Source organism: Caloramator sp. (genome assembly GCF_020054765.1).
Taxonomy (GTDB): domain Bacteria; phylum Bacillota; class Clostridia; order Clostridiales; family Caloramatoraceae; genus Thermobrachium; species Thermobrachium proteoclasticum.
In genome coordinates, this window is sequence record NZ_JAIHAO010000019.1 from 1 (window position 1) to 23,893 (window position 23,893).

27 protein-coding genes are annotated in these 23,893 nt (G+C 31.1%); 3 read left to right on the plus strand and 24 right to left on the minus strand.

Translation table 11 applies throughout. The annotated features are described in order from the left end of the window. Nucleotides 1-125 precede the first annotated feature (125 nt). The 4 genes from rpmF to pta form a co-directional block, all read right to left on the minus strand. Nucleotides 126-302 carry a 50S ribosomal protein L32 gene (rpmF, locus tag JG776_RS07595; protein ID WP_027307437.1) on the minus strand — a complete coding sequence of 59 codons (177 nt, stop codon included), beginning with the start codon at nucleotides 300-302 and terminating at the stop codon, nucleotides 126-128. A 12-nt stretch (nucleotides 303-314) separates the two neighbouring features. After that, the gene (locus JG776_RS07600) at nucleotides 315-806 is read right to left on the minus strand and encodes a DUF177 domain-containing protein (protein ID WP_291966248.1); all 492 of its coding nucleotides are present in this window, start codon (nucleotides 804-806) and stop codon (nucleotides 315-317) included. A gap of 115 nt (nucleotides 807-921) precedes the next feature. Then, a complete protein-coding gene (locus tag JG776_RS07605; RefSeq protein WP_291966250.1) occupies nucleotides 922-2,121 on the minus strand; it encodes an acetate kinase in 1,200 nt (399 codons plus the stop codon). A gap of 22 nt (nucleotides 2,122-2,143) precedes the next feature. Next, nucleotides 2,144-3,148 carry a phosphate acetyltransferase gene (gene pta, locus JG776_RS07610; protein ID WP_291966252.1) on the minus strand — a complete coding sequence of 335 codons (1,005 nt, stop codon included), beginning with the start codon at nucleotides 3,146-3,148 and terminating at the stop codon, nucleotides 2,144-2,146. A 115-nt stretch (nucleotides 3,149-3,263) separates the two neighbouring features. On the opposite strand from pta, the gene JG776_RS07615 reads away from it, so the two are divergent. Further along, nucleotides 3,264-4,487, plus strand: a complete 1,224-nt coding sequence (locus JG776_RS07615) for a nucleotidyltransferase (RefSeq protein WP_291966254.1) — start codon at nucleotides 3,264-3,266, stop codon at nucleotides 4,485-4,487. Here the strand turns inward: JG776_RS07615 and JG776_RS07620 are convergent. Then, nucleotides 4,444-5,256, minus strand: a complete 813-nt coding sequence (locus JG776_RS07620) for a patatin-like phospholipase family protein (RefSeq protein ID WP_291966256.1) — start codon at nucleotides 5,254-5,256, stop codon at nucleotides 4,444-4,446. The two genes, JG776_RS07615 and JG776_RS07620, sit on opposite strands and share 44 nt — an antisense overlap. A 53-nt stretch (nucleotides 5,257-5,309) precedes the next feature. Here JG776_RS07620 and JG776_RS07625 point away from each other — a divergent pair, with 53 nt between their 5' ends. Next, nucleotides 5,310-6,455 (plus strand): hypothetical protein, encoded by a 1,146-nt coding sequence (locus JG776_RS07625; protein ID WP_291966258.1) that lies wholly within the window; start codon nucleotides 5,310-5,312, stop codon nucleotides 6,453-6,455. On the opposite strand, the gene coaD is transcribed toward JG776_RS07625, so the two are convergent. The 7 genes from coaD to JG776_RS07660 form a co-directional block, all read right to left on the minus strand. After that, entirely contained in the window at nucleotides 6,439-6,930 is a 492-nt protein-coding gene (coaD, locus tag JG776_RS07630; RefSeq protein ID WP_291966259.1) for a pantetheine-phosphate adenylyltransferase, read from the minus strand. The genes JG776_RS07625 and coaD overlap by 17 nt on opposite strands. A gap of 1 nt (nucleotide 6,931) precedes the next feature. Continuing rightward, a complete protein-coding gene (rsmD, locus tag JG776_RS07635; protein WP_291966261.1) occupies nucleotides 6,932-7,486 on the minus strand; it encodes a 16S rRNA (guanine(966)-N(2))-methyltransferase RsmD in 555 nt (184 codons plus the stop codon). Between the two features lie 107 nt (nucleotides 7,487-7,593). Next, the gene (gene gdhA / locus JG776_RS07640; protein WP_073249873.1) at nucleotides 7,594-8,958 is read right to left on the minus strand and encodes an NADP-specific glutamate dehydrogenase; all 1,365 of its coding nucleotides are present in this window, start codon (nucleotides 8,956-8,958) and stop codon (nucleotides 7,594-7,596) included. 224 nt (nucleotides 8,959-9,182) lie between these two features. Further along, entirely contained in the window at nucleotides 9,183-9,380 is a 198-nt protein-coding gene (locus tag JG776_RS07645; RefSeq protein ID WP_035165585.1) for an alpha/beta-type small acid-soluble spore protein, read from the minus strand. A gap of 101 nt (nucleotides 9,381-9,481) precedes the next feature. Beyond that, nucleotides 9,482-11,536, minus strand: coding sequence for an ATP-dependent DNA helicase RecG (gene recG, locus JG776_RS07650; protein ID WP_291966267.1), 2,055 nt, complete (start codon nucleotides 11,534-11,536; stop codon nucleotides 9,482-9,484). Between the two features lie 61 nt (nucleotides 11,537-11,597). Next, a complete protein-coding gene (locus JG776_RS07655) occupies nucleotides 11,598-13,238 on the minus strand; it encodes a DAK2 domain-containing protein (RefSeq protein ID WP_366934196.1) in 1,641 nt (546 codons plus the stop codon). An 18-nt stretch (nucleotides 13,239-13,256) separates the two neighbouring features. Beyond that, entirely contained in the window at nucleotides 13,257-13,607 is a 351-nt protein-coding gene (locus JG776_RS07660; protein WP_291966268.1) for an Asp23/Gls24 family envelope stress response protein, read from the minus strand. Between the two features lie 230 nt (nucleotides 13,608-13,837). Here JG776_RS07660 and rpmB point away from each other — a divergent pair, with 230 nt between their 5' ends. Further along, a complete protein-coding gene (rpmB, locus tag JG776_RS07665; RefSeq protein ID WP_027307423.1) occupies nucleotides 13,838-14,029 on the plus strand; it encodes a 50S ribosomal protein L28 in 192 nt (63 codons plus the stop codon). A 31-nt stretch (nucleotides 14,030-14,060) separates the two neighbouring features. Here rpmB and JG776_RS07670 read toward each other — a convergent pair whose 3' ends face one another. The 12 genes from JG776_RS07670 to def form a co-directional block, all read right to left on the minus strand. Continuing rightward, on the minus strand, nucleotides 14,061-14,231 hold the full coding sequence (locus JG776_RS07670; RefSeq protein WP_291966272.1) for a hypothetical protein: 171 nt from the start codon (nucleotides 14,229-14,231) through the stop codon (nucleotides 14,061-14,063). Nucleotides 14,232-14,241: 10 nt separating this feature from the next. Beyond that, on the minus strand, nucleotides 14,242-14,394 hold the full coding sequence (locus JG776_RS07675) for a hypothetical protein (protein ID WP_291966274.1): 153 nt from the start codon (nucleotides 14,392-14,394) through the stop codon (nucleotides 14,242-14,244). A gap of 417 nt (nucleotides 14,395-14,811) precedes the next feature. Beyond that, complete coding sequence (locus tag JG776_RS07680) at nucleotides 14,812-15,447, minus strand: thiamine diphosphokinase (RefSeq protein WP_291966276.1); 636 nt, start codon at nucleotides 15,445-15,447, stop codon at nucleotides 14,812-14,814. A 4-nt stretch (nucleotides 15,448-15,451) separates the two neighbouring features. After that, nucleotides 15,452-16,099, minus strand: coding sequence for a ribulose-phosphate 3-epimerase (gene rpe, locus JG776_RS07685; protein WP_291966278.1), 648 nt, complete (start codon nucleotides 16,097-16,099; stop codon nucleotides 15,452-15,454). A gap of 2 nt (nucleotides 16,100-16,101) precedes the next feature. Next, nucleotides 16,102-16,977 carry a ribosome small subunit-dependent GTPase A gene (rsgA, locus tag JG776_RS07690; protein ID WP_291966280.1) on the minus strand — a complete coding sequence of 292 codons (876 nt, stop codon included), beginning with the start codon at nucleotides 16,975-16,977 and terminating at the stop codon, nucleotides 16,102-16,104. Between the two features lie 12 nt (nucleotides 16,978-16,989). Next, nucleotides 16,990-18,660, minus strand: a complete 1,671-nt coding sequence (locus JG776_RS07695; RefSeq protein ID WP_291966284.1) for a PASTA domain-containing protein — start codon at nucleotides 18,658-18,660, stop codon at nucleotides 16,990-16,992. Further along, nucleotides 18,657-19,379 (minus strand): Stp1/IreP family PP2C-type Ser/Thr phosphatase, encoded by a 723-nt coding sequence (locus tag JG776_RS07700; protein ID WP_291966286.1) that lies wholly within the window; start codon nucleotides 19,377-19,379, stop codon nucleotides 18,657-18,659. The genes JG776_RS07695 and JG776_RS07700 overlap by 4 nt, the downstream gene beginning before the upstream one ends. A gap of 12 nt (nucleotides 19,380-19,391) precedes the next feature. After that, a complete protein-coding gene (rlmN, locus tag JG776_RS07705) occupies nucleotides 19,392-20,417 on the minus strand; it encodes a 23S rRNA (adenine(2503)-C(2))-methyltransferase RlmN (RefSeq protein ID WP_291966288.1) in 1,026 nt (341 codons plus the stop codon). A gap of 4 nt (nucleotides 20,418-20,421) precedes the next feature. Next, nucleotides 20,422-21,750, minus strand: a complete 1,329-nt coding sequence (rsmB, locus tag JG776_RS07710; protein WP_291966290.1) for a 16S rRNA (cytosine(967)-C(5))-methyltransferase RsmB — start codon at nucleotides 21,748-21,750, stop codon at nucleotides 20,422-20,424. A 57-nt stretch (nucleotides 21,751-21,807) separates the two neighbouring features. After that, a complete protein-coding gene (locus JG776_RS07715) occupies nucleotides 21,808-22,491 on the minus strand; it encodes a zinc metallopeptidase (RefSeq protein ID WP_291966291.1) in 684 nt (227 codons plus the stop codon). 10 nt (nucleotides 22,492-22,501) lie between these two features. Next, nucleotides 22,502-23,431, minus strand: a complete 930-nt coding sequence (gene fmt, locus JG776_RS07720) for a methionyl-tRNA formyltransferase (RefSeq protein ID WP_291966293.1) — start codon at nucleotides 23,429-23,431, stop codon at nucleotides 22,502-22,504. A gap of 4 nt (nucleotides 23,432-23,435) precedes the next feature. Next, complete coding sequence (gene def / locus JG776_RS07725) at nucleotides 23,436-23,885, minus strand: peptide deformylase (RefSeq protein ID WP_027307414.1); 450 nt, start codon at nucleotides 23,883-23,885, stop codon at nucleotides 23,436-23,438. Nucleotides 23,886-23,893: the final 8 nt, after the last annotated feature.

Below are 23,893 nucleotides of genomic sequence, written 5' to 3' on the forward strand. Positions count from 1 at the left end.
ACTCTCCCCAATCTAACCTATCTTTCTAAAATCACTCTCAAATAAGAAAGGACAGGCATTCTAATCGAATACCCGCCCCAACAATTGACAAAGAACCAAAAAAAGAAAGTCTACAAGAGACTTTCTTATTTCTCAACAACTACTCTATTTTTGTAGTAACCACAATTTCCACACACTCTATGTGCAAGTTTCATTTCATGGCATTGTGGGCACTCAACCATTCCTGGCATAGCTAATTTCCAAGTTTGTGCTCTTCTCATATCTCTTCTTGACTTTGAATGTCTTCTGGCTGGATTACCCATAGTTACACCTCCTTAATCTCGGTTAAAAAAATTTTTTAATTTTTCTAGTCGTGGATCAATAATTTGTGTATCACAACTACAAGTTGATTTATTTAAATTTGTGCCACAAACTGGGCACAATCCTTTACAGGATTCACTACAAAGTGTTTTTAAAGGTACATTTAAAAATATATTATCCTCTATTAATTTTGTTATATCAATATGTTTATCACTTATTGTATAACCTAATTCATCCTGCGTCTTTTTAAATTCTTCTTCAAAATCAATATTTAAATCCTTAACCACTTCATCAAGGCACCTTGAACAAACAGTTTTTACCTTAGCTAAAATGTTACCTTTAAAAACAATACCATCCTCACTCTTTTTTAAAGTACCTTCTATATGTATAGGCCCTTCAAATGAATACTCAATATTATTAAAATCCAATGTTTTTAGATTGAAATCTTCACTAACTATTTTACTTTCAGATTTACCTGTAAGTAAATCCTGTACATCAATTTTCATAAACTCACCTCAATCAAAGTGCCACAATTAATTATATAAGCTGTATTTTGAAAAGTCAAGGCTTAAATTATGATATGGGAAGAAAAATATGTTTATTTTTCTTCCCATAATTTTATTATAATCCTCTTACTATTTCAACAGTATCACGAGCTATCATTAATTCTTCGTTAGTTGGTATTACAAACACCTTAACCTTTGAATCTTCTGTTGAAATTTCTTGTATCCTTCCTCTTACCTTATTCTTTTCTGCATCAACTTTAATTCCAAGATATTCCATATTCTTGCATACTTCAAATCTTGTTTCTGGTGAATTTTCACCAAGTCCAGCTGTAAATACTAATACATCAAGTCCACCCATAGCAGCAGTATAAGCACCTATGTATTTTTTAACTTTATAGTGGAATACATCAAGTGCTAATTGAGCTCTCTCATTTCCATCAAAAGCTGCATTTTCAATATCTCTAAAGTCACTGCTTACACCTGAAATTCCAAGTACACCTGACTTTTTATTCATTATATTGTTTACTTCTTCATAGCTTAAATTTTCTTCCTTTTGTAGGAAAGTTACTATAGCTGGGTCAATATCTCCACATCTTGTTCCCATTGCAAGACCTTCAAGTGGAGTGAATCCCATACTTGTATCAACTGATTTTCCACCATCTATTGCCGCAACGCTTGCACCATTTCCTAAGTGGCAAGTAATTATCTTTAAGTCCTTAATATCCTTACCTACTTGTTCTGCTGCAACCTTTGATACATACTTGTGGGATGTTCCATGGAATCCATATCTTCTTATTCCATGCTTTTCATATAACTCATATGGTAGAGCATACATATATACGTGCTTTGGCATTGTTTGATGGAATGCAGTATCAAAAACAGCAACCATTGGAGTTTGTGGCATTAAATCCTTACATGCATTAATTCCTATAATATTTGGTGGGTTATGTAATGGTGCAAGGTGTGTGCATTCTTCAAGAACCTTCATAACATCCTCTGTAATTAGAACTGATCCTGAATATTTTTCACCACCATGAACTACTCTATGACCTACAGCTGAAATTTCATTCATATTTTTAATTACACCATAGTTTTCATCTAATAGAGCATCAAGAACTACTTTAATAGCATCCTTATGATCCTTCATTGGCTTTTCAACAACTATTTTATCCATTCCTTCTGGTTGATGCTTAAGTTGTGAACCTTCTATACCTATTCTTTCAACAAGGCCCTTTGCCATTACCTTTTCATTTTCCATATTGATTAATTGATACTTTAATGATGAACTTCCACAGTTGATTACTAATACCTTCATTAGTTTATCCCCTTTCCTTATTTTATAGATTGATTCCTTGTGCTTGAACTGCTGTTATAGCAACAACATTTACTATATCTTCAATGCTGCATCCTCTTGATAAGTCATTTACTGGTGCAGCAAAACCTTGGCATATTGGTCCTATTGCTTCAGCATTAGCTAATCTTTGAACAAGCTTATATCCTATATTACCAGCTTGTAAATCAGGGAATACTAAAACATTAGCTTTACCTGCTACTGTACTATTTGGAGCCTTTAATTCAGCAACCTTTGGTACTATTGCAGCATCTAATTGTAATTCTCCATCTATCATTAAGTGTGGTGCCTTTTCCTTTGCTATTTCAGTAGCATTAACAACCTTATCTACAAGTTCATGCTTTGCACTTCCCTTAGTTGAGAAGGATAACATAGCAATTCTTGGTTCAATTCCACATAGAACCTTTCCTGTATTTGCTGTAGCTATTGCAATTGAAGCAAGTTCCTCTGCTGTTGGATTTGGATTAACAGCACAGTCTGCAAATAACATTAATCCATCTTCACCATATTGCTTATTTGGTATTTCCATAACAAAGCAGCTTGAAACTATTGACATACCTGGTGCCGTCTTTATTATTTGAAGAGCTGGTCTTAAAAGGTCTCCTGTTGAGTGAATAGCACCTGAAACAAGACCATCTGCATCCTTCATCTTTACCATCATTGTACCAAAGTATATTTCATCCTTAATTATCTCTCTTGCTTGTTCTAATGTTACACCCTTACTCTTTCTTAATTCATAGAATTTTTCTGCGTATGTATCGAATTTTTCTGATAGAACTGGGTCAATTATTTCTACACCCTCTATGTTTGCTCCAACTTCCTTTGCTGTTGCTTCAATTTCTTCTCTTTTACCTATTAAAACAACCTCAGCTAGACCTTCTCTTTTAATTATTTCAGCAGCCTTTACAGTTCTTTTTTCATTTCCTTCTGGTAAAACTATTCTTTTTTTGTCTTGTCTTGCTTTTTCCCATATAGTTTGCATTATTGACATAATCATACCCCTTTCTTTTTATATTATTACGCATTGTAGAACTATTTATCAATGCGTGACAAATAATCTTTTTATAAATATAATATAGTTATCACATTATTAGGAGGTATTATTAATGAACGTTACAGGAATAATAGTAGAATATAACCCACTACATAATGGCCATATTTATCATATAAATAAAACAAAGGAAATAACAAAGTGCGATGCACTAATTGCCGTTATGAGTGGTTCTTTTGTACAGCGTGGCGAGCCTGCCTTTGTTGATAAATGGTCAAGAACAAAGATGGCCCTATATGCTGGTGTAGATTTAGTAATAGAACTTCCTGTAATATACTCAAAATCAAGTGCAGAAGGCTTTGCCTTTGGTGCTATAGCAACCTTAGATTCAACTAAAATCGTTAATAACGTATGTTTTGGTAGTGAATGTGGAGATATATCTCTACTCTATAAAATCGCAGAAGTTTTAGCCTACGAACCCTATGAATATAAACAATATTTAAAAGATTACCTTAAATTAGGGATGTCATTTCCTTCTGCCAGGTTAAAAAGTCTCAACAATTATATAATATATCACAATTTGTTAAATGTAAATGATATTAATGTAGAAAATATACTAAAAAACTCAAATAATATACTGGGAATTGAATATATAAAGTCAATCTTGAAATTAAAATCAAATTTAAAACCCTTTACAATAAAAAGAATTGTAAACAAATATAATCAAGAGGATTTAACAGGAAATATATCAAGTGCAACCTCCATAAGAAAAAATATAAACAATGAAGAGGTTTTAAATTCTATGCCTGAATTCTGCTATAAAATAATTAAAGAAGAAATACAAAATAATAATGCCCCCATAAGCTTAAAAAGCTTTGAGGACATAATTTATTATTTAATAAGAACAAAATCGCCCAATGAACTTAAAAATATAATAGATGTATCAGAGGGATTAGAATTTAAACTAAAACAGGCTGCTGAAGATACCTATGATATATTTAAACTTATAGAATATGTGAAGTCTAAAAGATATACACAAACAAGAATTCAACGTATACTCATAAATATACTATTAAATCATACGAATGATATACTTTATAAAGTAAATAGAAGACCTGAATACATAAGAATTTTAGGTTTTAATAATAAAGGTCGTGAACTTATCAAAATGATGAAAAAGCAATCTTCTATTCCAATAATAACAAATCCCAAAAGGGATGATTATGAAAAATTAAAGTTAGATATAGACGCATCTGACATCTATGCACTTGCACTAAAAGGCAATAAAAAACTATCTAAAGGTGATTTAAAAACAAGTCCTGTCTACTGGCAGCTATAGAATCTAATTCCTTTATTAATCCTTCTATTTCCTTTATAGCTGCCTGTCTTCCCTTTTCTATAGTCTCCTCTGCGTGGTCAAAACCAATAGGATCTACATCGTCAATATCAACCCTTATAAGCTTGTCTGCTTCCTGCTTTTTAAGTTCAAATAATTCCTTCTCCATTAAATCTATGGATTCATAAAGAACGTGAAATATACTTTTGCAATTTGATGTCTTTAGATTAAATCCAACATCTACACCTATTACATAGTCAACACCATAATTTTTCAATATTTTAGCCGGCACTCTTTCTAATACACCTCCATCCACCAAAACCATATTATCCTTATAAACAGGAATAAAAACACCGGGTATAGATATACTTGCTCTAATTGCTTCATAAATTTTCCCCTCTTCGAATACAACAAGTCTTTTACTTTTTAAATCAGTAGCAACAACAAAAAATTTTTTATTTAAGTCCTTAAATTCCTTATCCTTAGTTAATAATTTGATTATTTCGCATATTCTTTCACCTTTTATAAAACCTAATCTTGGAACTGCAACATCAATATAGGTCTTTTTATTAAGGTTTTTACAAAGAGATGCAGCATATTTAAAATCAAAACCACTACAATATAATGCACCAATCACTGAACCTATACTGCTTCCTGATACCGCGTCTGCTATTATTCCGTATTTTTCTAATACTTCTATTACTCCAATATGTGCAAGTCCCCTTGATGCTCCAGAACCTAATGCTAATCCTATTTTTAGATTTTTATACATATACCATCCCCGCCAATCATAAATATTAAATAAAAAAGAGTTCTGAGGTGGCTATGGAAAAAATATTTTTTATACTAATTGCACTATCATTTATATTATTATTTATAAAAAAATATAATAATGCAGGATTAAAATTAATGATTTTTGTAATTTTAATTTTAATAATCTTAAACCCAAATGTATCTTTAAATTCTGCAAAGGATGGATTAAATTTATTTTTGTATACAGTCTTCCCTTCTCTTTTCCCATTTTTCATTATTAATGATTTACTTATGTCAGTAGGAATTGCAGAAAATATTGCTATTATTTTCAATAAGCCTATAAATAGAATATTTAAAACATCAGGATATGGTGCATATGCCTTTATAATTAGCATTTTTTCAGGCTATCCTGCAGGAGCAAAGGTGGTTAAAGAGCTTATTGAGGCAAAAAAAATATCCCCTAAAGAAGGGGAAAGAATACTTACCTTTAGCAGCACATCAGGCCCTTTGTTTATAATAGGTGCCGTAGGTGCTGGTATGTTAAAGAGTAATCTATTAGGATATATTTTATATGCATCTCATATAATAGCTTCTGTATTGAACGGCATTATATGTAATCTGTTCTCTAAAAGAGAAAAAAAGGATTATATATATGAACACAAAAATACTATTTTAAATTTAAACAATTCAATTAAAAACTCCCTAATAACTATGGGATTTATATCTGGATATATTATATTTTTTTCAGTAATAATTAACCTGTTGGATACAATTAGTTTCTTTAATATTATATCTGTTATTTTATCAAAATTATTTAAAGTTAATAGTGATGATCTTTCAATTTTTATCAAATCACTTTTTGAAATGTCTAATGGCTGTAAACTTATAGTTTCATCAAGTATTTCTAATAAACTGTTGGTAATCAGCTTTATTTTATCCTTTAGTGGAATTTCAATACTTTATCAAGTAAAGGGCGTTCTTTATGGTTGTAATGTTAGTTTTAAAAAATATATACTGTCAAAAATTAATCACGGCATATTATCTTCAATAGTTTGCTATTATATATGTAAAATAATCAATGTAGATACAATTATGATAAATTACAGTCTTAATTTAAATAATTTATTTGTGTATTCAGCTACTTCATTGTTAATCCTTATATTTATTTTAAACACCATTTACTTTTTACATAAGAAAAAAACTACCGATTTACTGTAAATTTTTCCTTTATATCATTTATAATTTCATCTGGAACTAAACCTCTTAAACATCCACCATACATTGCTACCTGCTTAACTGAAGATGAACTTAAATAAGAGTATTGGCTGCTTGTCATCATAAACAATGTCTCAATGTTTTCATCTAATTTATTATTCATAAGAGCCATTTGAAATTCGTATTCAAAATCAGAAACAGCTCGAAGACCTTTTATTATTATTTTTGATTCCTTTTTTCTCATAAAATCTATTAATAGACCTTTGAAACTTTCGACTTCCACATTTTCTAAATCTTTTGTAACTCTCTTTATTAATTCAACCCTCTCATTTACATTAAACAGAGGGTTTTTTTTCTCTGGATTTTCTAATACCGCAACTATTACCCTATCAAAAATTTTAGATGCCCTTTGTATTATATCAAGATGACCATTTGTGATAGGATCAAAGCTGCCTGGATATACAACTACCTTTGACATTTTATTCCTCCTTACTCCAAAAGGCTATCGCAGTTCGTCCGTATTTTTCTACCCTTACTTTTTTAATATTGCCAATTATATCTGGTAGGACATCATTTACATCCTGTTCAGATACAATAACACCATTATCATCTAATAAATCCTTTTCGTAAATAGACTTAATAGACTTTTCTACTAATCCCTTACCATATGGGGGATCTAAGAATATCAAATCAAATTTCTCACCGCGTTTTGCTAAAATCTCTACCGCCGCAAAGGCATCCTGTCTATAGTGTTGGCAATAATCTTCAAACTTAAGATTTTTTATATTATCAACTAAATAATTATAGGCTTCTTTGTTTTGTTCAATAAAAATGCACTTTTTAGCCCCTCTACTTATTGCCTCTAAGCCTAAATTTCCACTACCTGCAAACAAATCAAGTACATTTTCATAGCTATAATGATAATCTAATATATTAAACATTGATTCCTTTACTCTATCTGATGTAGGTCTTGTATTTAATCCATCTGGTGCTTTAATAATTCTTCCTCTTGCAATACCTGTTATTATCCTCATATAATGCCCTCCTTGTATAAGCCTTTAAATATTTTAACACATATTGCAAAAAAGTAAAATAAGAACCATTAAGGCAATAAAAAAGAACCCCGAAGGGTTCTTTTTTATTAATAGTTTCCTTGTGCATGCATTGCATCTGCAACCTTTATAAATCCAGCAATATTTGCACCTGCTACAAGATTATATCCAAATCCATAGTCTTCTGATGCCTTAACAACATTGTTATATATATTTACCATTATTTGATGTAATTTTTGGTCTACTTCTTCAGCTGTCCAAGACATTCTCATGCTATTTTGTGACATTTCAAGTGCTGATGTTGCAACACCACCTGCATTAGCAGCCTTTGCTGGTCCAACAACTACTCCATTTTCTAAGAAATATTGTATAGCTTCATTTGTACAAGGCATATTAGCACCTTCACAAACATACTTAACACCATTAGCAACAATTTGCTTAGCATGTTCTAAATGTATATCGTTTTGAGTAGCACAAGGCATTACTATATCAACCTTTACACCCCATGGTTTTTCTCCTGGGAAGAATTGAACTCCAAACTTATCAGCATAATCTTGTACTCTATCTCTTCCTGAATTTCTCATTTCTAATAGATAATCAATCTTTTCTCCTACAACTCCATCTGGATCGTATATATATCCATCTGGTCCTGATAGAGTAACAACCTTACCACCTAAATCAGCAACCTTCTTACAAGCACCCCATGCAACATTACCAAATCCTGAAACAGCAACTGTCTTACCTTCAAATGTTTCTCCATCGTGTTTTAACATTTCTTGACAAAAATATGTAACTCCATATCCTGTTGCTTCTGGTCTTATTAAGCTACCGCCATATGATAGTCCTTTTCCTGTTAATACACCATTTTCAAAGGCACCTCTAATTCTTCTATAATGGCCATATAAATAACCTATTTCTCTTGCACCAACTCCAATATCTCCTGCAGGAACGTCAACGTCTGGTCCTATATGTCTGTATAGCTCTGTCATAAAGCTTTGACAGAATCTCATTATTTCAGCATCAGATTTTCCTCTTGGGTCAAAATCTGAACCACCTTTTCCACCGCCTATTGGTAGACCTGTTAATGAATTCTTTAATATTTGCTCAAATCCTAAGAATTTAATTACACTTAATGTTACTGATGGATGGAATCTTAATCCTCCCTTGTATGGTCCAATTGCACCATTAAATTGAACTCTAAATCCTCTATTTACATGTAGATTTCCTTGGTCATCAACCCATGGCACTTTAAACATTATTTGTCTTTCTGGTTCACAAAATCTTTCTAATAGGTTTTCTTCAATATATTCTGGGTGTTTTTCTAAAACAGGTATTAGTGAAGGAAGAACTTCTTCAACTGCTTGTAAAAATTCAGGTTCATGAGGATTTCTCTTCTTTACGTTTTCGATTACATGTGCTACATAGTCAGCAGGTGACATTTTTACTTTAACCATTTAAATACCCCCTCTTGCTTTCGCAATCTTCTAATAATATTATGCATTATTTCCTTCATTTTATCAAGTCAAAAAAATCGTTTTTTTCATTATTTTTTAAATTCTTATTCTTTTAATAACGTTTTTCTTTATTTTTTGAATAATTTTAATTTTTGTTAATAATATAGAGTTTAATCGTTAAAAGAAAAGGGACCTTATTTAAAGGCCCCTTTTCTTTTGTATTGTTATTTACCTGCTAAGTTTCTTTCGTAAGCTTCTACCATCTTCTTAACCATGTAGCCACCTACTGAACCACAATCTCTTGATGTCATATTTCCCCAATATCCTGATGTTGGAACTTGAACTCCTATTTCATTTGCAACCTCATACTTAAACTGTTGTAATGCTGCCTTAGCTTCAGGTACTATTGTTCTGTTTTTCATTTTAATGCACCTCCTGTTTGTTTTTCTATTATTAATTTAACCCATTTTGAGTTTTTTACTCTGGTAATTAGAGATGACTATTAACGGAGGTGCTATTTTTGTTAGTTAAACGTAGCTGTATCAATTTTTTCTTTAAATAACAAATTTATTTTATTTTTTAAAGGTATAAAGTCATCATTATCAATTAGATTTTCTTCAATTACTTTTTTAGCTAAGTCCTTTGTAGTTTTTAAAATCTCAATATCTTTTATAATATCTGCTATTTTTAAATCCGGCAATCCGTGTTGCCTTAAGCCAAAAAGCTCACCGGTTCCTCTTAATTCTAAATCCTTTTCTGATATAACAAATCCATCATTTGTTTTAGTCATAATGTTCAATCTCTCAATTGATTCTTTATTAGTCGCATCGGATATTAATATGCAATAGGACTTTAAATTGCCTCTTCCAACTCTTCCTCTTAATTGGTGTAACTGTGCAAGTCCAAATCTCTCGGCATTTTCTACTACCATAACAGTTGCATTAGGAACATTAACTCCTACTTCTACAACAGTAGTGGACACTAAAACCTTTATTTTCCCCTCTTTATAATTTTGCATTATGAAATCTTTTTCTTCATTTGACATTTTTCCGTGCAATATTGCTGCCATATTTGTGTTTCCATTAAATATATTATTTACAAGATATTCGTATGCCTCCTCTGCAGAAATTGCTTCTATCTTTTCAGATTCTTCAACTAATGGACAAACAATATATGCTTGCTTACCTTCCTCTACCTCTTTTTTTATAAAATTATATACTCTCTCCCTCATTGTACTTCTAACAAAGTAAGTATCTATCTTCTGCCTTCCCTTTGGAAGTTCATTTATTATAGATATATCCATATCACCATATAAAAAGAGAGCAAGAGTTCTTGGTATAGGTGTTGCAGTCATAACCAAAACGTGGGGATTATGCCCCTTTGAAATAAGTGATGACCTTTGTCTTACACCAAATCTATGCTGCTCATCTGTAACAACCAATGCCAAGTTTTTAAATTCAATATTTTCCTGTAATAGTGCATGTGTGCCTATAATTATATCAATTTCCCCATTTAAAAGGGCTTCTAATATTTTTTCCTTTTGTTTTTTAGAGGTACTTCCCGTTATCAGTTCTATATTTAATCCAAATCTATCTAAAAGAGATTTAACAGAATGATAGTGCTGTTCTGCTAAAATTTCAGTAGGTGCAAGCATAGCAGCTTGATATCCTGCCATTGCACAATTAAACATTGCAATTGCTGCAATAACAGTTTTACCTGAACCTACGTCACCCTGAACTAATCTATTCATAGGTTTCTTTTTCTTCATATCAAGTAAAATTTCTCTAACTGTTCTTGATTGTGCATTAGTAAGTTCAAAGGGCAGAGCCTGCTTTAAATCCTTTAATTTATCCGATAATTGTATAGAATATGCAGTTAAGTCTGAACTTATACTTTTTTTAAAATATTGTAATCCAAGTTGCAATATAAAAAGTTCTTCAAACTTCAACCTATAAATACTTCTATCTAACAAATATTTACTCTTAGGGAAATGTATGTTTTCTATAGCTGTATAAATATCTAATAGTTTATAATCTCTTAAAAGCTTTTGAGGTAATATCTCCTGAACTACATCTTCTTTTTTATCTAAAGCATTTTTTATAATTTTTCTTAAATTCTTTTGAGTCATATATTTATTTAATGGATATAAAGGTAAAATATTTTCACCAACTTCTAAACTTTCCTGATAGTTTTTTTCATACTTAGGATCTACTATCTGTAGTTCTGCATATCTTCTATTTATTTTTCCATAAAGTAATACTTTTTCGCCAACTTTAAATGTTTTCTTCATATAAGGTTGATTAAACCATATACCTGTAATATATCCTGTATCATCTTTAAAAACAACAGAAGTAAGTCTTTTCCCTGACTGTGTTTTTTTAGTGCCATTAATTAAAGCAACTTCAACAATCAATGTTGCTATTTCCCCATCCTTTAAATCCTTAATTTTTTTTATGCTTTGTCTATCCTCATAATCTCTTGGAAAATAGTAAATAGCATCTTCAACTGTTTTAATTCCAAGCAAATTTAAATAATGTGCATTCTTATCTCCAACACCCTTTAAGTATCTTATATCCATATTGTCACGTCCTTTTTATTTTTAAACGCCATGAACTTTTAATCCATGGCGTTTATAATAATTATTCTACAGATATTAAATAATAATAAAGTGGTTGTCCACCATAATATATAGTAACATCTAAATTCTTATACTTTTCTTCTAATTTACCTTGTAAAACTTCTGCCTCTTCTTCAGTTATTCCATTACCATAGAACACTGTTATCAATTGGCTATTCTCATCTACCAATGTATCTATTAACTTTAATGTAATTTCTTCAAGGTCTTCAGAAGCTTCTATTAATTTGCCATTGGCAATTGCAATTTTATTACCCTCTTTAACTTCTACGTCATTAAATACAGTATCTCTAACAGCAAAAGTTACTTGACCTGTTTTTACAGTTTTTATAACTTCACACAATGCTTCAAAGTTTTCATCTGGACTTGCATCATAGTCAAAGGATACAAGTGCAGTAACTCCTTGAGGTATACTCTTAGTTGGTACAACATAAACATTTTTGTTTGATAGATCTCTTGCCTGCTCAGCAGCCAATATTATATTACTATTGTTAGGTAAAACAAAAATGTTTTTTGCATTAATACTATTAATTGCTGATAAAATATCCTGTGTACTTGGATTCATTGTTTGGCCGCCTTCTATTACAAAATCAGCTCCTAAATCCTTAAATATGTTTGTTATCCCATCCCCCATTGCAACAGTTACAATTCCATATTCCTTCTCTTCCTGCTTAGCTTCACTTCTTACTTCTATATTTTCTTCTTCATCCACAATATGTCTATGTTGTTCCTTCATATTATCTATTTTTATCTTCATAAGTTCTCCAACTTTTAATGCCTCTTCGAGAACTATTCCTGGATTATTTGTATGGATGTGTACCTTTATTAATTCTTCTGTACCAACTACAACCATTGAATCTCCAAGATGCTCTATCTTATTCTTAAATTTATCAGGGTCTGCTCCTTTAGTTTTTATAAAGAATTCTGTACAATAGGCAAACTTAATGTCCTCTGTACTAAATACATCTTGAACAATAACTTTTTCTTCTTTCTTTGTTTCAAAGTCCTTTTTAATCTCTTCAACTTTACCCTCTATTATGTATTTTAACATTCCTTTATAAATAACTAAAAGTCCCATACCACCTGCGTCAACAACATTTGCCTGTTTTAATACAGGTAGTATTTCTGGAGTTTTATTTAAAGATTGCTCTGCTGCCTTACAAACTTGACTTAAAAATTCTTCAAAGTCTGATGTATGCTTTGCAATTTCAATAGCTTTATCTGCTGATTCTCTTGATACTGTTAATATAGTACCTTCAGTTGGTTTCATAACTGCCTTATAAGCAGTTGATACTCCCTCCTTTAAAGCAAGTGCAAAATCTTTAGTAGATACTTTTTCTTTATCCTTTAAGTATTTAGCAAATCCCCTTATAAGCTGTGATAAAATAACACCGGAGTTACCTCTTGCCCCCATTAATGTTCCCATAGAAGCTGCATCAACAACTGCCTTTATATTCTCATTTGTAACCTTATTAAGTTCTGTTACTGCTGACATCATAGTAGCTGACATATTAGTTCCAGTATCACCATCTGGAACAGGGAAAACGTTAAGTGCATTAACCATTTCTTTGTTTCTTTCAAGCTCATATGCACCATTTATAATCATATTTTTTAAGCTATGTCCATCAATAACATTAATCTTCAAAGTCAGTACCTCCTAACATTACACTCTTATTCCTTGAATATTTACAGTGATCTTTTTTACATCTATTCCTGTTAAAACTTCAATTGTATACTTAACCTTTTGCATTATGTTATCAGCAATTACTGATATCTTTGTTCCATATTCAACTATGATGTAAAGATTAACTATAATTCCATCGTCTTCAGATATTATTTTAACACCTTTACTTAGATTTTCTCTTTTTAGTAATTCCCAAAATCCATCACTTGCTCTCTTTGATGCCATTCCAACAACTCCATAACACTCCATTGTAGCTGCACCAGCTATGTTTGCTAAAACTTCATCAGAGTATTCTATAAAACCAAATTCATTATTAACTTTAACAGCCATTTTTAAACCTCCCAAAACTTCTTATTCTATTTATTAATTCTATATTAAATACATTTTTTATTCAAGATATATAATATAAAAAATAATCAACTGTAAAGTAAAAACACTTTACAAATCAAAAAAATAAATATATAATGTAATAGGATGATTACTCCGGTTGCAATTATTTTTTATATCTGATAAAATATTTACAGTCAAAGCAAGCGACTTCATAAAGGAGGTGTAATACAATGTCAAGAAGATGCGAAATATGCAATAAAGGACTAGTATTTGGTGTACAATACAGCCACTCACACCGTAAATCAAACAGAACTTGGGCTCCAAACATAAAGAGAGTTAAAGCTGTTGTAGATGGTCAAACTAAGCGTATATATGTTTGTACAAGATGCCTACGTTCAGGAAAAGTACAACGTGCTCTATAAAAAATGTGCTTATTAAAGCACATTTTTTATTTTAACAAATTTTATTTATACCATATATTATAATACAAACACCTACTACTAAAACCCAAACCCACCAGGGTGCAATTATTGCTAAAATCAATCCTAAACCAAAAAATATAAGTAACAGACCAATATAATATCTATCGCACCACAATTTTTTTATTTTTTTTATTGTACTCATTCACATCCCCCTAAAAATTATTGTTGTAATATTTTATTCCAAAATAAATGAATATAAAACCTATTGCCGTCATCCAAATCCAAAATGGCACAAAAATCAATATCATTACTGTCCCTATTCCTATTAAAAAATATGAAATCAATCTTTTATATTTATAATTCATACAAAAAACCCCATAATAGCTGCTTTATATTATTATATGCATCTACTATGGAATTTTTATATTTAAGTTAAGAATATACTCAAAAAACTATAAAATATTATCTAAATTATAAAATAATTTAGGCTGTTGAAAAGTAATATATTGATTAGCCCCATGAAGAATTTCTTGGGCATTCGTTCTACGGCTTTAGCAATTCTAAGCTTTTCTTTGTTTGAAAAAGTCCTACCCTCGCGATGCCATCGTCCTGATGGCCGCTCGGCTCGGCACGTCCTATGCCGAATTACGGACTTTTTCAAAGCCGAAAGCTAAGAATTGCTAAAGCTCATTAAAGAGCCTATTTAAATCCTTTCGTTGGGCTTTTTCGAATTTTAGCTAATAATCAGGTTTGGCAATAATCTGTATTATTTTATAAAATAATTATATTAACTTTTGTTTTACAACTATAAGTATACCTTCCTTTACTTTAATGGAGCAATTTTCTTCTATAAATTCATTTGAAACTCCTATTGATTGTCCCAGTCGAATATTGCCATCAACCAATTTATATTTTAAACCCGTTGTAGTTATACCTTTAACCTCTAAAGTTAAAGGTATTAACGATAATGTATCACCTATTTCTCCTTCTATCTGTAAATAATCATTACAGATATAAATATATGCTGAATCTGTTGCTATATACGCATCTACACCTTTATTTTTTATTTTATATAATAAACTTATATTTATTAAACTATGGTCTATTCTTGAACCAATACCGCTAATTATGCATATAGTATCTGCACCAGAGTCTATTGCATAATCAACACAAAGCTCAGTATCACTAAAATCCTTTTCCCTTGGATAGGAAACTATCTTAATTCCATTTTCTAAAAAATATTCATATACTTTCTTATCAATAGAATCCAAGTCCCCAATTATTATATCCGGCACAATACCTATCTCCATTGCATAAATTGCCCCACCATCTGAGCATATAATTAAATCTGCATCCTTAAATTCTCTTTTTAATACCTCTTTAGAATTGTAACCGTGTGCTATAACAAGAGCCTTCATTTTTTCACCACTTTTTAAATTCACTTGTTGTTTTTTTAATGTCATCTGATTCAAATATTGCAGATCCAGCTACTAATACATTAGCTCCAGCCTCAACAACCTCTCTAAAGTTATCGAGTTTTATTCCTCCATCTACCTCGATATCTATGTCAAATCCTCTTGAGTGTATAGTTGTTTTTAACTTTTTAATCTTTTCCACCATATTAGGAATAAATTTTTGTCCTCCAAATCCTGGATTAACAGTCATAATCAGTACCATATCAATATACTCTAATGAATAATCTAAAACATTAAGTGGAGTTGCTGGATTTAAAGCTACCCCAACTTTTTTGCCAAAGCTTTTTATATTTTGTATTGTTCTATTTAAATGCCTACAAGCCTCAGCATGAACAGTTATTATATCTGCACCAGCCTTTGCAAAATCTTCGATATAATAATCAGGGTTTTCAATCATTAAGTGAACATCAAATACTAAATTACTATTCTTTCTAATTGCCTTAACAACCGGTGCACCTATTGTAATATTAGGAACAAAATGACCATCCATTACATCAATATGAAGGTAATCTGCTCCTGCCTCCTCTACCTTTTTTATCTCTTCATAAAGCCTACTAAAATCTGCTGACAGAATTGATGGCGCAATCTTTATCATCATTAGTACCTCCTATTTTGTTGTAACTCAGTTAAGAACTTTATATAGTTATCGTATCTATCTTTTGATATTACACCTTCTTCAACCTTATTTTTAATCATACAATCTCGTTCTTTAAAATGAAGGCAAGATGTAAATCTACATTCTGAACTATATTCATTAAATTCTCTAAAATAGTTTTGAAGCTCTTCAATTTCTATAAAGGATAAATCTATTAACGAAAAACCTGGAGTGTCCACTAAATATGTGTTGTCATCAATGTCAATTAATTCTGCATGCCTTGTAGTGTGTTTGCCTCTACTTACCTTTTTACTTATTTCTCCTGTCTGCATAACTAACTTGTTTTGAACCTTATTAAATATTGTGGATTTACCAACACCTGAAGGTCCTGCAAACACTGTTGTTTTATTTTTTAAAATCTTTTTTATTTCTTCGATTCCTTCTCCTGTTTTACCATTTGTTTTAATAACTTTATACCCTATGCTGCTGTATATTTTACTTAAATAATCAAATTTATTATCTACATCAAGGTCACATTTATTAAAACAAATAACAGCATCTATATTATTATATTCTGTAAGCACTAAAACTCTATCAAGAACCTCAAGGCTGGTATCTGGATCCTTTAGTGCAAAAATTAAAATTGCTTGATCTATATTGCTTACTTGAGGCCTAATTAATTCATTCTTTCTTGGAAGAATGCTATCAATTACGCCTTTTTCATCATCTATTTTCTCAACAATAACGTTGTCTCCAACTATTGGAGACAACTTATCCCTTCTAAATTTTCCTCTTGCTTTGCACTCAACTATACTGCCGTCATCTAATTTTACATAATAGAATCCTGCAATGCCCCTTACTATACGGCCTTGCTGCATCGTACAACCTCCCTATTGATTGTTTCCTGTGTTATTTTGTTCTTCTTCAGTTTGTTCAAGTTCTTTTTTATTAATAACAACATTTATCATAGTTCCTTCTTTGACAGTAACACCTGCTGCAACATCTTGAGAGATTATAACATCCTCAATATATTTTGAATCATATCCATAGGTTATATTTCCTAAAACTAAATTTGCTGCCTCAAGCTGTGCCTTTGCCTCTTCAAGACTTCTTCCTAATAGTATTGGAACCTTCGTAAACTTTTCTTCCTTACCATCACTTATTACTATATTTACTTCTGAACCCTCTATAATTTCAGTATTAGGCTTTGGCTCTTGATCCATTATTCTATTCTTTTCAACTTCATCACTATATTTTCTTTCTATAGTACCTCTCTTTAACCCATTGTTTTTTAGTATTATTTCAGCCTCTAAAAGATCAAGTCCCTTTAAATCTGGTACAATTACTTTTTTCTGTCCTGCACTTAGTTTAACTCTTATTGTCGAACCTTCCTTTACCTTTATTCCATCTTCAGGATACATCTTTATAATAGTGCCTTCAGGTTTATCACTATATTCCTTACCTTCAACTTCAAGCTTTAATTTTAAAGGTTCAAGTTTTAATTTTGCTTGGTCCTCATTTAATCCAATTATATTTGGAACCTCAACATCCTTAACAACAAAATTTTTACTAAGTATTATATATCCTGCTGTAAATAGCACAACTAAAACTGACAATGTAATAAATAGAGGTTTAATTATACTCTTTTTCTTTTTATTCTTTAATGCCTTATCCACATCTTTTACATCAATAATTCTTGTGGACTGTGTTTCATCAAAATTATTGATTACTGCATTAGGATTTTCTTTAACTTTAATAATATCATCCACTAACTCTTTTGCACTTTGATATCTTTTAAACATATCCTTCTGTAGAGCTTTTTTAACTATATCATTTACAGCCCTTGGTATAGAAGTATCAATTGCAATTGGTTCTGTAATATCCTCCTGAATGTGCTTTATCGCAACAGATATTGGACTTTCTGCATCAAAGGGTAGTCTTCCAGTTAACATCTCATACATAACAACACCAAGTGAATATATGTCTGTTCTATGGTCGCTAAAACCACCCTTTGCCTGTTCTGGTGAAAGATAATGCACAGAACCTAAAACTTTATTAGTATTAGTTACTGTTGCTACAGTCGATGCCCTTGCTATTCCAAAGTCTGTTACTTTAATTGTTCCCTCCTCTGTAACTACTATATTGTGTGGTTTTATGTCCCTATGAACAACCCCATTTTTATGGGCATTATCTAACGCCATAGCTATCTGCAGTGTTATATCTAAAACTCTTTTATAACCTATTTTCCCATTGCTTTTTATATATTCCTTAAGAGTCTGACCTTTTATATACTCCATTACAATATAATAAATGTTATCCTGTTCACCTACATCAAAAATTGCTACAATATTAGGATGAGTTAAGCTTGCTGCTGCTATAGATTCCCTCTTAAACTTCTTTACAAACTCTTCATCCTGTGTAAATTCCTGCTTTAAAATCTTAACTGCAACATATCTATTTAGAAGCTGGTCTTTTGCTTTATAAACAATTGCCATTCCACCTTCACCAATCTGTTCCACAATTATATAACGTCCACCTAAGGTTGTACCTATTAAATTCATTTCCCCACCTCCTTTTGTGCAACAATAACTGAAATGTTATCTGCTCCACCACGTTCATTTGCAGTATCTATTAATGTTTTGATAGGATCCTTTTCCTTCAAAACAATCTCCTTTATCTCCTCTTCACTTATGTAATTTGTTAATCCATCAGTACATAGAAGTATTATTTCATTATCCTTTAATTCAAAATCAACTATATCAACCATAACGTATTCATCAACGCCTATTGCTCTTGTAATTAAATTCTTCTGAGGATGATTTACAGCCTCCTCCTTTGTAATAGTACCTTTATTTACTAACTGCTGTACAAAGGAATGGTCCTCTGTAACCTTTATAATATAGTCATCGGTTATTCTATAGGCTCTTGAATCACCAACATGACCTATTATGGCCCTTTTATCAAGAAGTAAACAACAAGTAATCGTTGTTCCCATACCCTTTAAATTATGATTTTCCTTTGAAATCTTATATACAACACTGTTAGCATATACAATTGCATCTCTAACAAGTTCTAATTTATCCTCTGCTTTATTAAAATTATTAAAAATATATTCTTTTATTGTAGTTGAAGCAATTTCACTCGCAACTTCTCCTGCATTGTGTCCCCCCATTCCATCTGCTACAATCATAAGACTATAATTGGGGGATTTAAAAACAAGCACATAATCCTCATTTAACTCTCTTTTTTTACCAATATCTGTCTTGCAAAATATATACACAAAACCACCTCTTTAAATTTCTTGATACCTTCTTCTCAGCTGGCCACAAGCCGCATCAATATCAGTCCCCAATTCTCTCCTTATTGTAGTTTCTATTCCTCTACTCTCTAAAATATTCTTAAATTTAACTATTTTATCTTGATTAGACCTCTTTAAATCTCTTTCAGTTACGGCATTTATAGGTATCAAATTTACATGACACAAAAGCCCCTTTAATTTTTCCGCTAACTCTTCAGCATGTTCCCTTTCATCATTTACCCCATCTATCATCGTATATTCAAAGGTAATTCTCCTATCTGTCTTTTCAATATAATATCTACAAGCATCTAATATTTGCTCTATAGAATATCTGTTTGCAATAGGCATAGTTTTTTTTCTTATTTCATCATTGGGTGCGTGAAGTGATATCGCAAGTGTTATTTGATAATTTAAATCTGCCAATCTTTTAATTTCTGGAACCAACCCACAGGTTGATATAGTTATATGCCTCATACCTATATGTAGCCCCTGTGGTTCCTTTAAAAGCTCTAAAAATTTTATAGTATTATCAAAATTATCAAGGGGTTCACCAACTCCCATTAATACAACATTTGATATCCTTTCATTTATATCATTTTGAACCATTATAATTTGACCTATCATCTCCCCTGGTGTTAAATTCCTAATCTTACCTCCAATTGTTGAAGCACAGAATTTACACCCCATACTACATCCAACCTGTGTCGAAATACATATTGAATTACCATAATTATACCTCATTAAAACGCATTCAATCAAATTACCATCCAATAATTTTAATAAATATTTTACAGTTCCATCTACTTTAGATACCTGTTTTCTAACTATTTCCATATTCTTTATGTATCCTTTTTCTGATAGCTTTATCCTTAAATTTTTGGATAAATCTGTCATACTTTCAAAATCTTCAACACCTTTATGTATCCATTTAAATACCTGTTTAGCTCTAAACTTAGGTTCGCCTATCTCTTCTATGAAATTCTGCATCTCCTTAAGACTCAAACTCCTTAACTCTATCATAAAATCACCTTATTCTTTTTAGTTTTGCTATAAAAAATCCATCCATTTTGTGTACGTTTGGAAATATCTTTAAATATTTCTCTTGTGTTTTTAACTTTTGTGGTAAAAATTCATTTATATCCTCTAAAACAAAATTATGATTCTCTTTTAAAAACTCCTCAATTAACCCTTCATTCTCCTGTGATGTTATTGTACAAGTACTGTATACAATACATCCATCCTTTTTTACATATTTTGCTGCATTGTTTAAAATACACTTTTGTATTAGAGTTAACTTATTTATATCCTCCTTTTTTACATTATACTTTATTTCTGGTTTTTTTCTTAAAAGTCCAAGTCCAGAACAAGGGGCATCAACCAACACCCTATCTGCATAATCTATATATTCCTCCATCAAAATCTCTGCATCCTTTAATTTAGCATCTATAATATCTATACCTAATCTTCTTGAATTATCATTAATCAATTTCAATTTATGTTCATGAATATCAAAGGCTATTATTTCACCCTTATTATTCATAAGCTGTGCAATATGCGTTGTTTTGCCGCCTGGTGCACTACATAAATCTAAAACCTTCATACCTTCTTTTACATCTAACACCCTACTTGGTAACATAGAACTTTCATCTTGAATTATAAAAAACCCCTTATTAAACTCCTCTGATTTTTCTATATTTGAAAAATCTTCTAATATCAATGCCTCTTCAACTACACCATCATATACCTTTATTCCCTTTTGCTCTAATATATTCTTTAAATCTTCCTTTGATATTTTTAAAGTATTAACTCTAATTGTTAAGTTTGGCGTAGTATTGTTAGCCTTTAGAAGCTCTTCCGTAAATTGTTCTTTAAATTCATCAATAAACATTTTTACCATCCACTCAGGATGTGAATATTGTATTGATAATTTTTTAATCTTGTCCTTAACATTAATTATATTAAATTTTTCCTTATTTCTTAATATACTTCTTAAAACACCATTAACAAAGCCTGAAGCCTTCTTTTCTTTTTGTTTTACTATCTCAACAGATTCATTTATTGCTGCATATTCTGGAACCTTATCCATAAAAAATATCTGATATACTGCAATCCTTATTGAATTGAGTACCCATTTTGTCATTTTACTTGTTTTTATATTAGAAAATTTATTTATAAAATAGTCTATTTTTATTAAATTTCTTAGAGTACCATATACAATTTCAGAGGTAAATGCTCTATCTATAGGTTTCATATCATATTTTTTAAAATAATAATTTAGCTTTATATTAGAAAATGCTCCCTCTTCAATATCACAAAGTGTTTTTACTGCAACATATCGTGCCAAATCCTTCATAATTAACCTCCAAATCTATAATATAAAATTATGAAGGAAGTTTAACCTCCTTCATAATTAGTCACGTGAATCACGAGTCAATACAATTAGTCTTAAAAGTTGAGAAATAGCCATAAGAGTTGCTGCAACATAAGTTAGTGCTGCTGCACCAAGTACCTTTTTTGCTTTATAAAGCTCTTCTTTATATAAAATATTATAATTATCAAGCTGATTTAAAGCTCTTGAACTTGCATTAAATTCTACTGGCAATGTTATAACTTGAAATAGAACTACAGCTGTAAAGAGCAAAATCCCAAGATTTATTAGACCCGCACTACTTAAAAAAATTCCTAAAAGAATTAAAACCCAAGACAGATTAGAACCAATATTTGCAACTGGAACTAAGGCATTCCTAAATATAAGTGGTACATAACCTCTATTGTGCTGAAGTGCGTGGCCTGCTTCGTGGGCTGCAACTCCTATTGCTGCAATTGAAGAACTATGAAATACGCCTTGGGATAATCTTAGCACTCTATCCCTTGGATCATAGTGATCAGTTAAATTTCCAGGTATCATCTCTATTGCAACATCGTATAACCCGTTGTAATCAAGTATCCTTCTTGCTGCCTCTGCACCTGTTAAACCAGATAAAGAATATTGTTTTGAGTACTTTGAATATGTTGATTGTATTTTTGCTTGTGCATAAAGCGAAAGCAATATGGCAGGTATTAAAATGACAAAAGTACTATCATAATAAAACATAAAATCACCCCTATTTTAATAACTTTCCAACCTCAAGACTATTACCATTTAAAAAGGTTGCAATATCCATTCTCTTACTTCCCTGCTTCTGTATTTCCTTCAATACTATTATACCCTCTCTGCAGGTTACTTTAACCCCATCTTTACTTACATCAACTATTTTACCAGCTACATCATTTTTTTCACCTTCTATTAATTCGCATCTCCAAACTTTAATCATTATATCATCATAATAAAAATATGCACTTGGCCAAGGAGTAACTCCTCTAATCAAGTTGAATACTTCTCTTGCATTTTTATCCCAATTAATGTGACCAAGTTCCTTATCCATCATTGGAGCATATGTAGCCTTAGAATCATCCTGTTTTTCTGGTGTTACTTCACCCTTTTCTATTTTTTCCAAAGTTTCGATTAAAAGTTCAGCACCTACAATCATAAGCTTATCATGTAGTGAACCTGCAGTATCTGTATCTAATATTTCAACTTCTCTTTTAAGAAGCATATCTCCTGTATCAAGTCCAACATCCATCATCATCGTTGTAATACCTGTTATTCTATTTCCATTGATTATAGACCAATTTATAGGTGCTGCACCTCTAAGTTCCGGTAAAAGTGATGCATGTACATTTATACATCCATACTTTGGTATATCAAGAACTTCTTTTGGAAGTATTTGACCATAAGCTACAACTACACAAACATCTGGATTCAACTTTTTAAGTTCTTCAATATATTCTACTTCTTTTCTTATTTTACTTGGTTGATAAACAGGTATATTATGTTCTAATGCAACCTCCTTTACAGGTGAATATTGAACCTTTTGTCCTCTTCCCTTTGGTTTATCTGGCTGAGTAAATATAGCTATAACTTCGTGTTTTTCTATTAATTTTTTTAATGTAGGAACTGCAAAATCTGGAGTTCCCATAAATACAACCTTCATTTAATCACTCTCCCTGCTCAATTATTTTGTCAATAAACAATACTCCATTTAAATGGTCAATCTCGTGGCAAAATGCACGTGCTAAAAGTTCTTCACCTTCTTCTATAAACTCATTTCCATTTATATCCTGAGCTCTAACTTTAACTTTATAAGGTCTCTTTACTGGGCCTCTTCTATTTGGCACACTTAAACACCCCTCATCGTCTATTTGTTCTCCCTCTTCGTATATTATTTCTGGATTAATATAAGCCTTTGGTCCATCACCTACATCAATTACTATAACCCTTTTTAATATACCAACCTGCGGTGCTGCCAATCCAACACCATCTGCTTCATACATAGTATCTATCATATCCTCCACCAAAATCTTTAACCTTTCATCAAACTTAACTACAGGTTTGCTTATCTTTCTTAAAACGTCATCTCCTACTTTTCTTATTTGTCTTAATGCCATTTAATATC